This window comes from Microbispora sp. CA-102843 (genome assembly GCF_050936215.1).
Classification (GTDB): Bacteria; Actinomycetota; Actinomycetes; order Streptosporangiales; family Streptosporangiaceae; genus Microbispora.
Genome location: NZ_JBNJNF010000001.1, coordinates 5,172,470 through 5,184,545 on the forward strand (window position 1 = coordinate 5,172,470; position 12,076 = coordinate 5,184,545).

At 72.5% G+C, this 12,076-nt stretch carries 13 protein-coding genes; 9 read left to right on the forward strand and 4 right to left on the reverse strand.

Features of this window, described 5'->3' with window-relative positions:
• Positions 1 to 46 precede the first annotated feature (46 nt).
• From ACQEVJ_RS24085 to ACQEVJ_RS24100, 4 genes are read right to left on the reverse strand one after another with little or no spacing between them, the layout of a single operon-like run.
• On the reverse strand, positions 47 to 643 hold the full coding sequence (locus tag ACQEVJ_RS24085) for a response regulator (RefSeq protein WP_433104601.1): 597 nt from the start codon (positions 641 to 643) through the stop codon (positions 47 to 49).
• Positions 643 to 1,728 (reverse strand): sensor histidine kinase, encoded by a 1,086-nt coding sequence (locus tag ACQEVJ_RS24090; RefSeq protein ID WP_433104603.1) that lies wholly within the window; start codon positions 1,726 to 1,728, stop codon positions 643 to 645. The genes ACQEVJ_RS24085 and ACQEVJ_RS24090 overlap by 1 nt, the downstream gene beginning before the upstream one ends.
• Before the next feature lie 4 nt (positions 1,729 to 1,732).
• Positions 1,733 to 2,422, reverse strand: coding sequence for an ABC transporter permease (locus tag ACQEVJ_RS24095; RefSeq protein WP_433104605.1), 690 nt, complete (start codon positions 2,420 to 2,422; stop codon positions 1,733 to 1,735).
• On the reverse strand, positions 2,419 to 3,132 hold the full coding sequence (locus ACQEVJ_RS24100) for an ABC transporter ATP-binding protein (protein ID WP_433104607.1): 714 nt from the start codon (positions 3,130 to 3,132) through the stop codon (positions 2,419 to 2,421). The genes ACQEVJ_RS24095 and ACQEVJ_RS24100 overlap by 4 nt, the downstream gene beginning before the upstream one ends.
• Positions 3,133 to 3,336: 204 nt before the next feature.
• Between ACQEVJ_RS24100 and ACQEVJ_RS24105 the strand changes: the two genes are divergently transcribed.
• The 9 genes from ACQEVJ_RS24105 to ACQEVJ_RS24145 all read left to right on the forward strand — a co-directional run bounded on the left by ACQEVJ_RS24105 (position 3,337) and on the right by ACQEVJ_RS24145 (position 11,900).
• Positions 3,337 to 3,897, forward strand: a complete 561-nt coding sequence (locus tag ACQEVJ_RS24105) for a quercetin 2,3-dioxygenase (RefSeq protein ID WP_433104609.1) — start codon at positions 3,337 to 3,339, stop codon at positions 3,895 to 3,897.
• Positions 3,898 to 3,899: 2 nt separating this feature from the next.
• Positions 3,900 to 4,823, forward strand: a complete 924-nt coding sequence (locus ACQEVJ_RS24110) for an alpha/beta hydrolase fold domain-containing protein (protein ID WP_433104611.1) — start codon at positions 3,900 to 3,902, stop codon at positions 4,821 to 4,823.
• 54 nt (positions 4,824 to 4,877) lie between these two features.
• On the forward strand, positions 4,878 to 5,762 hold the full coding sequence (locus tag ACQEVJ_RS24115; RefSeq protein WP_433104613.1) for a dioxygenase: 885 nt from the start codon (positions 4,878 to 4,880) through the stop codon (positions 5,760 to 5,762).
• Complete coding sequence (locus tag ACQEVJ_RS24120; protein WP_433104615.1) at positions 5,759 to 6,592, forward strand: fumarylacetoacetate hydrolase family protein; 834 nt, start codon at positions 5,759 to 5,761, stop codon at positions 6,590 to 6,592. The genes ACQEVJ_RS24115 and ACQEVJ_RS24120 overlap by 4 nt, the downstream gene beginning before the upstream one ends.
• Positions 6,589 to 8,190 carry an FAD-dependent monooxygenase gene (locus ACQEVJ_RS24125; RefSeq protein WP_433104617.1) on the forward strand — a complete coding sequence of 534 codons (1,602 nt, stop codon included), beginning with the start codon at positions 6,589 to 6,591 and terminating at the stop codon, positions 8,188 to 8,190. The genes ACQEVJ_RS24120 and ACQEVJ_RS24125 overlap by 4 nt, the downstream gene beginning before the upstream one ends.
• 119 nt (positions 8,191 to 8,309) lie before the next feature.
• Positions 8,310 to 8,585, forward strand: coding sequence for a StsA-related sactipeptide RiPP (locus tag ACQEVJ_RS24130; protein ID WP_433104619.1), 276 nt, complete (start codon positions 8,310 to 8,312; stop codon positions 8,583 to 8,585).
• Positions 8,586 to 8,672: 87 nt separating this feature from the next.
• Complete coding sequence (gene stsB, locus ACQEVJ_RS24135) at positions 8,673 to 10,133, forward strand: StsB family radical SAM/SPASM domain sactipeptide maturase (RefSeq protein ID WP_433112940.1); 1,461 nt, start codon at positions 8,673 to 8,675, stop codon at positions 10,131 to 10,133.
• Positions 10,134 to 10,144: 11 nt separating this feature from the next.
• Positions 10,145 to 10,456, forward strand: coding sequence for a PqqD family protein (locus tag ACQEVJ_RS24140; RefSeq protein ID WP_433104621.1), 312 nt, complete (start codon positions 10,145 to 10,147; stop codon positions 10,454 to 10,456).
• Positions 10,457 to 10,478: 22 nt separating this feature from the next.
• On the forward strand, positions 10,479 to 11,900 hold the full coding sequence (locus tag ACQEVJ_RS24145) for an NAD(P)/FAD-dependent oxidoreductase (protein ID WP_433104623.1): 1,422 nt from the start codon (positions 10,479 to 10,481) through the stop codon (positions 11,898 to 11,900).
• Positions 11,901 to 12,076: the final 176 nt, after the last annotated feature.

Genomic DNA, 12,076 nt, shown 5'->3' on the forward strand with positions numbered 1-12,076 from the left:
GGTCGTCGCCGGGGGCACGCGCTTTCCCGCTTCCGGAGGCGCCGGGTCAAATGAGCCCTCGCTCCATGGCCACGACGACCGCCGCGGCCCTGCTGTCCACACCAAGCTTGGCGAAGACGTGCTTCAGATGCGTCTTCACCGTCGTCTCGCTGATCAGCAGGGCCCTGGCGATCTCCTTGTTCGCCGAGCCCCGCGCCACGAGGCGCAGCACCTCCAGCTCGCGCCGGCTCGGCTCCTGGGCCGCGGGCCTGCCGATCAGAGCGGACGCGATCGACGGGGCCAGGACCGCTCCCCCGGCGGCGGCCGTACGGACCGCCCTGTGCAGTTCCTCCCGTGGCGCGTCCTTCAGCAGGTAGCCCGCCACCCCGGCGGCCATGGCCCGCGTCACGTCCGCGTCCGTGTCGTACGTGGTCAGCACGATCACCTTGATCTCCGGGTGGTCCACGCGGAGTCGCTGGATCGCGCCGACGCCGTCCAGGCCGGGCATGCGCAGGTCCATCAGCACCACGTGCGGCCGCGCCCGTCTGGCCATGACCAACGCCTCCAACCCGTCGGACGCCTCTGCCACCACCTCGATGTCCGCCACGTGGTCGAACATGCCGCGCAGCCCGTCGCGGACCACCGGATGGTCATCGACGATCATCAGCTTGAGGGGATGCGCAGGCACAGCGCCGTCCCTTCTCCCGGCGCGGACTCCACCGTCAGCGTGCCCCCCACGCTGCCGGCCCGCTCACGCATGGCCGCCAGCCCGTAACCCGCGCTCCGCACGGCCGGGTCGAAGCCCATCCCGTCGTCGAACACGTCGAGCGTCACCTCGTCGTCCATATAGGTCAGTGTGATCGCCACCCTCCCCGCGCGAGCGTGCTTGGCCGCGTTCGACAGTCCTTCCTGCGCCGAACGCAACAGCGTCGTTCCCACCTCGCCGGACAGCGGCCGGGGCGTGCCCTCCACCGAGACGGTCGCCGTCATTCCCGACGTCCGCGACCACCGCCCGGCCACATCCGCGAGTGCCTCGTCGAGCCGCGCGCCGGCGAGAGGCCCAGGGCGCAGCGCGTCGACCGACCGCCGCGCCTCCTGCAGATTGTCGCGCGCCAGTTCCTTGGCCAGCGCGACCCTCTTCTGTACGGCGCGCAGATCGGGCATCGCCTGCTCGGCCGCCTCCAGTTGGGTGATGATCCCGCTCAGCCCCTGCGCGAGGGTGTCGTGGATCTCCCTGGCCAGCCTCGCCCGCTCTTCCAGGACCCCGACCATTCTGTTCTGCGCACTCTGCCTGGACACGTAGTCGACGAACAATCCGATCGCCACCACCAGGCCGGAACTCCCGATGAGCCGCCAGAAGGCGTTGGGCTCGTCCAGATAGCCTCTGGCGCCGAACGTGCTGAGCACCGTCGCCACCGCCCCCACGTAGGACCACGGGCTGGTCAGCATCAGGTACGGCTGGGGCATCAGCCCGAAGATCACCACGTCGAAGGATCGATTCGACGCCACCAGCGCGACGTAGAGCGCACAGATGACCGCGAGGTGGACCGCCATCGGGCTGAGCCGCCCGAGCAGATGCGGCCGTCGTACGACGAAGAAGCCGTGCCAGCCGGCCGTCAGCGCGGCGATCCCGAGCGTGAGCGGATCGGGGCCCGGGTCCTCGCCGAACGAAAGGACCAGTCCGAGCGCCAGGCAGGCGTAATAGAGCACGTGGAAGGCGCGCAGCCAGCGCGCCTCCCAGACGTTCACGTCCTCACTCCCAACGGAACAGCGCGGTGGCGACAGCCGTGGCCACCACGATTATCGCGGCCAGGATCAGCAGGGGGAAGACCGCGGCGGTGCCGGACCAGGCGTTGCCGAGGGCTTCCACGCCCGGGGTCAGGGGCAGGAAGTCGCCGATCCTGCGCAGCGAGCCGGGCAGTGCCTTCCTGGGCACGGCCGCCCCCGCCAGGAAGATCATCGGAAACATGACCAGCATGCCGACCAGGCTCGCGCCCCTGGTGTTGCGCACGACGGCGGCTATCACGAAGCCGAGCGAGCAGACCATCACCGAGCAGAGCAGGAAGGCCGCGGCCAGCATGAGGACGTTGCCGGGTGCCTGCGCGCCGAACACCGCGACCGCCGCGACCACCAGCAGCACCGAGCCGGCCAGGCCCGCGGCGACCTGCGCCACCAGTTGGGCGCCGAACAACAGGACGGGGGAGATCGGCGTTGTGGCCAGCCGCTTGAGCACCTTGCGCTCGCGGTAGGACGCCACGATGCCCGGCAACGCGCCCATCCCGCCAATGGTGACGATCATCGCGATGTACCCGGGGACCGCGTCGTCGTCGCCGCGCTTGAGCACCAGCAGCATGAGAGGGAAGGCCATCATGAAGAACAAAGAGGCGGGGTCGCGGAACAGCAGCCTGAGCTCGGTGGCCGTCAGAGCGGTGAACGCCTTCATCGGTCTGCTCCCTCCAGGGCGAAGTAGGCCTCTTCCAGCGAGGCGGTTCCGGTCTGGGCGATGATGCCGTCCGGGGTGCCCATCGCCACCACCCGGCCGTGGGCGAGGACGGCGACCCTGTCGCAGAGCGCCTCGGTCTCGTCGAAGTAGTGGCTGACCAGCACGACGGTGGTGCCCGCCGTCTTCAGGCCGTCGACCAGCCGCCAGGTCTCGCGGCGCGCGATCGGGTCCAGGCCCGTGGTCAGCTCGTCGAGCACGACCACCTCGGGGTCGCCGACCAGGGCGAGCGCGAGCATCAGGCGCTGCTTCTGCCCGCCGGACAGGTCTCCGTACGCCTTCCTCGCCAGAGGTTGGAGGCTCCAGCGCTCCATCACCTGCCGCCAGTCGGCCGCCTCGCGGTAGAAGGCGCCGAACATGCGCAGCGCTTCGGCGACCTTGATCCGCTCGGGCAGCGAGCTCTCCTGCAGCTGCGCCCCGATCCGCTGGGCCAGGGCCCGCCGCCTGCGTGCCGGGTCCTCGCCAAGCACCCGCACCGTGCCCGCGTCGGGTCGCCTGAGCCCGATGAGGCACTCGACGGTCGTCGTCTTGCCGGCGCCGTTGTGGCCGACGATGCCGAACGTTTCACCGGCGCGGACCGTGAACGTCACCCCGTCCACGGCGTTCGTGCCGCCGTACGTCTTGCGAAGGCCTGTGACCTCGATGGCTTCCATGGGTCAAGGTTCGTGCCGGGGCGAGTCGCACGGCATCGCCCATCACGCCGTCCGGCATCCCCCATTCGGAGGATGGACGGCCTGCTCTCACAGCACGCGGGAAGTAACGGTGAGAACGCCTGCCGTTCAATGGCAGGCGCCTGGCGACCGGCGGCCGGGGTGGCGCATCATCGGCCAGTCCGCCCACGCCGAGTTGGAGACGCGATGAGCTTCGAATATCTGGCCGACCCCGAGAGCGGCCCGCAGTGGAAGGGAATCCTGCCGGGCGCCCCCGAGGCGTTCTTCCTCCGGCGCGGCGAGGGCGAGCGCGCGATGGTGTTCACCGACCTGTTCACCGTGTTGCTCAGCGGCGACGAGACCGGGGGCCAGTTCGGGATCTTCACGATGGACGCGCCGAAGGGCCGGCTCATCCCGGCGCACACCCACCACGACACCCACGAGACCTTCTACGTCGTGGAGGGCAAGGTGCGCGTCCACGTCCAGGACCGCGACGGGACGAAGACGTCTCGGCTGCTGGCCCCCGGCGACTTCGGCTTCGTCCCGGCCGGGCTGGCGCACGCCTACCAGGTCGAGGAGCAGGCCCGCGTGCTCGGCGTGGCGACCGGCGGCTTCGAGCGGTTCTTCCAGCAGATGGGCACGCCCACCGACCATCCCACGGTGGGCCAGCCGCCGTTCGTGCCCGACTTCCCGCGCATGCAGGCGGCCGCGCGGGCGCACAACATGGACTTCCTGCCCGACCTCGCCTGGCCGGAGCCCGGGGAGTGACCGTGCGGCTTCCCCCGCCCGCCCACGACGCGCCGCTGCCGCCCGCCCGCCCGGGCGCGTACGGCACGCGCGTCCTGCCGGGCGTGCCGTACGCCGCGATCCCCGGGGTGCGGCCGCTCGAACTGGACCTGGTGCTGCCGCCCGAGACGGAGGGGCCCGTTCCCTGCGTCGTCTTCCTGCACGGCGGCGGCTGGCGGGCGGGCAGCCGCCGCTCGATGGGCCCGGCCTTCGAGGGCGCCGCTCCCACACCGTTCGAGCTGGTCGCGTGGGCGGGCGTCGCGGTGGCCGGCGCCGACTACCGGCTCTCGGGCGAGGCCCTGTGGCCCGCGCAGCTGCACGACGTCAAGGCCGCGGTGCGCTGGCTGCGCGCACGCGGCGGCGAGCTGGGGATCGACATCGGCCGGATCGCCGCCTGGGGCGAGTCGGCGGGCGGCCACCTGGCCGCGCTGCTCGGCCTCACCCCCGGCGACCCCACGCTGGAGGGCGGTGTCGGGGTGACGGGGCCGTCCAGCGCGGTGGCCGCCGTCGCCGCGTGGTATGCGCCGAGCGACCTGCGTACGGTCGCGGCCGGCATCGGTGCCGACCCGGCGGACCCCGCGTCGCGGGAGGCCCTGCTGCTCGGGGCCCCCGTGCCGTCCGTTCCGGACGCGGCGGCCCTGGCGAGCCCGGTCACCCACGTCTCCCCCGGCGCGCCGCCGTTCCTGCTGCTGCACGGCCGGTCCGACCGGATGATCGCCTGCGCGCAGAGCGAGCGGCTGCGCGACGAGTTGCGCGCCGCAGGCGCCGAGGTGGACCTGCACGTCTACGACGGCGCGGACCACATGTGGCTCGGCGCCCCCGAGGCGGCCCGCGAGACAGCCCGCGAGACGGCCCGCGACGCACTGGACCGCACGATCGCGTTCCTCCGCGAGCGGCTGCACATTTGAGCCGGGCCTGCCCGGAGCGCGACCTCTACCGCATCCTTTCGACAGGAGACCCGCATGACCGATGAGGACGGCGTCCGGGAGGACCGTCTCGACGCCCTGCTGTCCGCCGTGCTCGGCCAGATCGGCGGAGCCGACCCGCGACTGCGCGAGCTGACGACCTCGCTGGTCCGGCACCTGCACGCGTTCGTGCGGGAGACCCGGCCGACCGAGGACGAGTGGCTGACCGGGATCGACTTCCTCGTGCGCACCGGGCACACCTGCACCGACCTGCGCAACGAGTTCATCCTGCTGTCGGACATGCTCGGCCTCACCTCCGCGGTCGACGAGGTCAACCACGCCGGCCCGGCCGAGGCGACGCCGTCCTCGGTCGAGGGCCCCTTCCACGCCCCCGCTCCCCCACGCGAGAACGGCGCGTGGATCGCCGAGGGCCCCGAGCGCCGCCGGGGGCAGGTCATGGTGGTGCGCGGGCGGGTCACCGACACGGGCGGGACGCCGATCGCCGGGGCCACCGTCGACATCTGGCAGGCCGACGACGCCGGGCACTACGACAGCCAGGACCCGGCGCAGCAACCCGGCAACCTGCGCGGCCTGTTCACCACCGGGGCCGACGGCGCGTACTGGTTCCGCAGCGTTGTCCCGTCCAGCTACCCGGTGCCCACCGACGGCCCGGTCGGCGGGCTGCTGCGCGCGCTCGGCCGCCATCCGATGCGCCCGGCCCACATCCACTACCGCGTGGAGGCGCCGGGGCACCGGCCGGTGACGACGCACGTCTTCGTCGCCGGCGACGAGTACCTGGCTTCCGACGCCGCGTTCGCCGTCAAGGAGGAACTGATCGTGACGCCCGTCATGCGCCGGGAGGGCGAGTCCTACGGGCTGGACGGCCCGTTCGCCGATTTCGTGTTCGACGTGCGGCTCGTTCCGCTGGAGGTGGCTCGGTGAAGCTCGTCGGGATTCGCGAGGGACGGCGGGTGGACGTCGCCGTCCAGATCGGCGACCGGGTCACCCCGATCGCCGACGTCGGCGACTTCTACGCCGACCTCGATCACTGGCTGCCGCAGGCCCGCCGTACGGACACCGGGCTGCTTCCGGTCTCGCACGTCGATCTCGCCCCGCCGGTGCCGCCGTCGGCCCGGGTGGTCTGCATCGGGCTCAACTACCGGGCGCACGCGGCCGAGGGCGGCTTCACGCCGCCCGAGCATCCGACCGTCTTCGGGCGCTGGGCCGCGTCCCTCACGGCGGGCGGGACACCCGCTCCGGTGCCGGCCGGCGAGCCCGGACTGGACTGGGAGGGCGAGGTCGCCGCCGTCGTGGGGCGGCGGCTGACCGACGCCGACGAGACGAGCGCCGCGGCGGCCGTGCTCGGCTACGCCGCCTTCAACGACCTCACCGCCCGCACCGCGCAGAAGCTCACCGCGCAGTGGACGCTGGGCAAGAACGCCGACCGCAGCGGACCCATGGGCCCCCTGGTGACCGCCGACGAGGTCGGCGACCTGGCCGACGGGCTGCGCGTGCGCACCCGGGTCAACGGCGAGACCGTCCAGGACGGGAACACGCGCGACATGATCTTCAGCGTCGGCGAACTCCTGTCGCGGATCAGCCGTACGTTCACCCTCGAACCGGGCGACGTGCTCGCCACCGGCACGCCCGAGGGCGTGGGCTACGTGCGCAAGCCGCCGCGCTTCCTGGGGCCGGGGGACGTGGTCGAGGTGGAGATCGACCGGCTCGGGGTGCTGCGCACGCCCGTCGTCGGCCCCGATCAGCGGCCGTGAACGTCCCCGTCCTCGTCGCGGGCGGCGGGCCGAGCGGCCTGGCCGCCGCCGTCGAACTCGGGCGGCGCGGCGTCGAGGTGCTCGTCGTCGAGCCCCGGGCCACGCCGGACACGCTGCGACCGCGCGCGAAGACCACCAGCGTCCGCACGATGGAGCACCTGCGCCGCTGGGGCCTGGCCGACCGGCTGCGCGCCGCCTGCCCGCTGCCGGTCGCGTACGCGCAGGACGTCGTCTTCTGCACCGGCCTGTTCGGGCACGAGATCACGCGCTTCCGTGAGGCGTTCGGCCTGACCACGTCCCGCCGCGAGGAGTACGCCGAGGCGGGGCAGCAGGCGCCTCAGCCGCTCGTCGAGCGGGTGCTGCGCGAGGCCGCCGCCGAACTGCCGGCCGTACGGCTGCTCATCGGGTGGCGCGTCACCGGGATCGCCGACGGCGACGACGAGGTCAGGGCGGTGATCGAGGGCCCTGGAGGGGAGACCCGGCGCGTCACCGCCGGTTACCTGCTCGGCTGCGACGGCGGCGGCGGCGTCAGCCGCGCCGCGATCGGCGCGAGGTACGAGGGGTCCTCCGGCGCGCTGCCGAACCTGAGCGTCACCTTCCGCAGCCGGGCACTGCGGGAGCGGCCGTTGTGCGCGGTCGGCGTGCACTACTGGGTGATCGGCGCCGAGCGCGGCGGGCTCATGGGCCGCCTCGACCTCGACGGCACCTGGTGGGCGATCATCCAGGGCGTGGACCCGGCCGCCGAGCCGGCCGACCCGGCCCGGCTGGTGCGGGCCCTCGCGGGCGCCGACATCGACGTCGAGGTGCTGGCCACCGACCCCTGGTCGGCCCGCATGCTGCTGGCCGACCGTTATCGCGGGCGGCGGGTCTTCCTGGTCGGCGACGCCGCCCACCTCAACCCGCCGTGGGGCGGGCACGGCTTCAACACCTGCGTCGGGGACGCGGTGAACATCGGCTGGAAGCTCGCCGCCGTGCTGGGGGGCTGGGCGCCGGAGTCGCTGCTCGGCAGCTACGAGCCGGAGCGCCGCCCGGTGGCCGAGCGGACGATCGCGGCAGCCGGCGAGCAGGAGGCGTTCCTCGCGCCGTCGTTCGCCGCAGGGGACCTGCACGACCCGGTCGCGGGCAGGCCGCTGCGCGCCGAACTCGCCCGCCGTCTGGTCGTCAAGGACACCGAGTTCCACAGCCTGGGGCTGGTGCTGGGCTACGACTACCCGGACTCCCCCGTCGTGGTCCCGGACGGCCGGCCGGTGCCCGCGCCGGGGCTTGCGGCCTACACCCCGTCGGCGCATCCCGGCGCCCGGCTGCCGCACACCTGGCTGCCGGACGGCCGTTCGCTCTACGACGCGCTCGGCGACGGGTTCACCCTGCTCCGCCTGACCACGGGCGCGGACACCCGCCCGCTGGCGGACGCCGCCGCCCGGCGGCCGGCGCCGCTGGGGGTGCTCGACCTGTCCGCGCTGCCCGGGCTGGAAGAGCGGTACGGCGCCGCCCTGATGCTGGTGCGGCCCGACCAGCACGTCGCCTGGCGCGGCGACCGCGCCGAGGAGCCGGACACCCTGCTGGCCCGGGTGCTCGGGGACGGCGTCCCCACGGCCTGACGAGCCTCGCCGCCGCACCGGCATCGCGGCTAGCCCACGTTTGTGGGGTTGTCTCACCCACTTCCCACCAGCACATACTCGACATACACCGCATTCCCGTCAGACAGAGAGGTGAAGGCATGGCCTTCGATCCGAGGGAAGCTCTGCGTGAAGCCGGCATCCTGAACAGCCCGCTGGCCGCCGAAGTCGAGGAGGCGTTCGCCACCTTGACCCGCGAGGAAGTCGACCTGCTCATCTCGCTCAAGGACAAGCTTCCCGCCGCGCTGCCCAGCGTGCTGGCGCACGCCGGCGCCGGCGGCGAGTGGTCCCGGCCCGAGGTGGAGGCCCACACCGTGCCAGTCCAGGGCCAGTGCCTGTGCGGGGCCTGGTCGGGCTCCGGGTCCGGAGCGGACTAGTCAGAACGGTTCGCGGGTGCGGCTCCGGCCGCGCGTCGCCCACAGAGTCTGGGGCCGCACCTGCGGCTGAGAGCGTAAAGGGGAATGATGCCTGGGAAACTCGCCCGGAACCGCTCGTTGATCGACGTACCGGCAGACCTGACCTACTTCGTGCACGACGAGAAGTATCTGGTCCTCAACCCGCAGGTGGGCGGCCGGATCGTCCTCGACGCGCGCGAGTTCGCCGTCCTGGCGGCCCTGGCCCGTCCCCGGGCGGGCGCGGAGCCGGCCCCCCTCGGCGAGAACGACGAGACCGATCGGATTCTCGCCAAGCTCATCTTGAACTGCATCGTCTACTACAACGGGAACCGTCCGAAGCTCAGCATCATGGAGCCGGCGCTCCGCCAGGTGTATTACGCGATCACCGACGGCTGCAACCTCCGCTGCCCGTACTGCTACGCCTCCTCCGAGAAGTGCCTCCCCGGGGAGCTCACCACCGCCGAGTCGCTCGATCTGGTCTCCCAGGTCGCCGCCTTCGGCGCCAAGACCATGATCTTCACCGGCGGCGAGCCGATGCTCCGCAAGGACCTGTTCCAGATCGTGGAGCACGCCAACGACAGCGGGCTGAGGTCGAACATCATCACCAACGCCACGATGATCAGGAAGCCCGCGCAGGCCAAGCGGTTCGCCGAGCTGTTCGGCATGGTCACGGTGAGCGTCGACGGCGGCACGGCCGAGACCCACGACCGCACCCGCGGCGCCGGCTCCTTCGCCCGGACCTACCGCGCCCTGCAGCTGCTCAACGACGCCGGTGTGGTGCCGCGGATCAACCACATCGTCACCTCCGACAACGTCGAGGAGCTGGAGGACTTCGCGAGGTTCGCCGAGGGGCTCGAGGTCCACAGCATCCGGCTGATGTACCACAACGACCTGGGCCGGGGCGAGACCGACGAGTACGACTTCGGCTGGGAAGACCACATGCGGATCCAGCAGATCACGTGGACCTCCCCAGCCGCCGGCAAGCTGTTGCCGGACGGCCCGAGGCCGATCACGCCGTGTTCGGTGAAGGCCAACTGCGGGATGGGCGGCAACGAGATCTACATCAACTCGCTCGGCGACGTCTACCCGTGCAAGCTCGTCACCGGACGGTCGCACCACGCGGGCAACGTACGGCGGCAGCCGCTGTCGGAGATCTTCGCGGGACCGCTCCTGCGCGGGATGCGCACCAGCACCGTGCTCGGCGGCGACTACCACGCCGACTGCGCGAAGTGCTACATCAAGGCGTCCTGCGGCGGCGGATGCCGGGCCTCGCACATGGCCGAGTCGGGGGACCTGCGGCGCAACAGCCGCCACCAGTGCCGCATCCTGCGGCACGGCGTCGCCACGCAGCTGTGGATGGAGGCCGGTGTCAGCCGCTCGGAGCTCGCCGCCGACGAGCGCGAGATGACGACACCCCGCCTGGTCGTCAACGACGACGTCCATCCCGTCTTCGACGACTGGAAGACCTATGTTCCCCCCTCGCGCGGCACCGTCAGGGTCGGCGAGTTACTTCCCATCACGCCGGTATAGAGGAGGTCAACGTGTCACTGCGGATCAGCGAGGCCGTGATCTGGCAGGAGACCGGGGAGGGCGTCTCGCTCTACAACACCGAGACGGGCGACTTCCACAGCCTGAACGACACCGGCTCCAGGATATGGAGGCTGGTGGCGAGCGACGGCGAACGGGAGCCGGTCATGTTCAAGCTGTCCCGCGAGTTCGCCGGCAGCAACTCCGCGATGAGCAAGCGCATCGTGGCGGACGTCCAGGAGTTCATCGGCACCATGATCGAGCAGGGCCTCATCGAGGAGATCCCGGCCGAGGAGCCCGCGGTCAAGGAAGAGTCGCTGTCGTGACGCGTCCGCCGGCCGCCCTCCGATGAGCAGGGCGGTCGTCCTCGGCGGTGGCCTCGCGGGTGTGCTCGCCGCCACCGTGCTCGCCGGGCACGCGGACGAGGTGGTCCTGGTCGAAGGCGACCGTTATCCATCCGGTCCGCGCCCCCGGCGGGGGGTGCCGCAGTCGCACCACAGTCACGTGCTCGTGGCCGGCGGCGCGCGGGCGCTGGACGCGTTGCTGCCCGGGACGGTCGACGCCCTCCTCGCGAACGGCGCGCACCTGCGGGGCCTGCCCGGCGACGCCCTCATCTACTCCGCCGACGGCTGGTTCCGCCGTCTCCACACCGACGCCCACCTGATCTCCTGCACCCGCGGGCTGCTGGACCAGGTGGTGCGGCGGCGTGCGCTCGGCGGCGGCGACGTCGAGGTCTGGGAGGACGCGCGGGCGCTCGGGCTCACCGGAGACGCCGCCCGGATCACCGGCGTCTCGGTCAGCCGGCAGGGCGCCCCGCCCGAGACCGTACGCGCGGACCTCGTCGTCGACGCGACGGGACGCAGGTCGAAGTCGCCCCGCTGGCTCGCCGAGCTCGGTGCCGGAGCCATCGAGGAGGTGTCCGTCGCCACCGGGCTGGCCTACGCGACGCGCCTCTACCGGGCGCCCGGCGACCTGGCCGCCGCGATCCCGGCGATCATGCTGCACCCGGGGACGGCGAAGGGGCAGCCTGCTCGGGGGGCGACGTTGTTCCCCGTCGAGGACGGCCGGTGGATCGTCACGCTGACCGGCACCCGGGGCGGCGAGCCGCCGACGGACGAGCAGGGCTTCGCGGCCTTCGCGCGCTCGCTGCGCGACCCGATCGTGGCGGACCTCATGGCGGAGGCCACACCCCTCGGTGTCGTCCGGCCGTACCGCGACACGGTCAACAGGAGGCGCTTCTTCGAACGGGCGCGCCTGCCCGCCGGTTTCGCCGTCGTCGGCGACGCGGCCGTCGCGGTGAACCCCGTCCACTCGCACGGGATGTCGGTCGCCGCGCTCGGCGCGCTCAGGCTGCGCGAGGAGCTGGCACGGCACGGAATCGGGCCGTCCCTGTTCGGCGGGCTCCAGGCCGCTCTCGCGGCGGAGGCGGAGCGGTCCTGGCGGATGGCGATCGAGCAGGACAGTGAGCGGATCACAGAGCGGGCCGGGAAGCAGCCCGGCCGCGACGGTGCGCCGCGACGGGAGCAGAACGCGTTCGAACGCGAGATTCGCACCCGCCTGGCCCAGGCGAAGCTGAGCAGCCAGCGGCTCGCCGCCGAGTTCTTCGGCGTCCAGACGCTGATCTCCGGCGACACCGCGACGGACAGGTCGGAGGTCGCCCGGGTGCTGACCGGGCGGCCGGAGCCCCTCCTCACCAGCGAGGAGGCGATCGGGCAGTACCCGGCCCTGGCCGCGTGGCGGCGCTCGCGGTTCGCCGCCGCGACCAGCTGACCCCCGTGAATCCTGCACGCCCGCCGAAGCCCCGCGCCCGCTCGATGTTCCACAAACGCCGGGTCCCCCGCCGAACGCACCGAGGTCGGTTCGCCGGTGCTCGCGACGGCCGCGCACTCCGGCATGGCGGTCACAAACCTCCTCGGGGCATCTCGAGAACGAGCGGCGCGGACCCA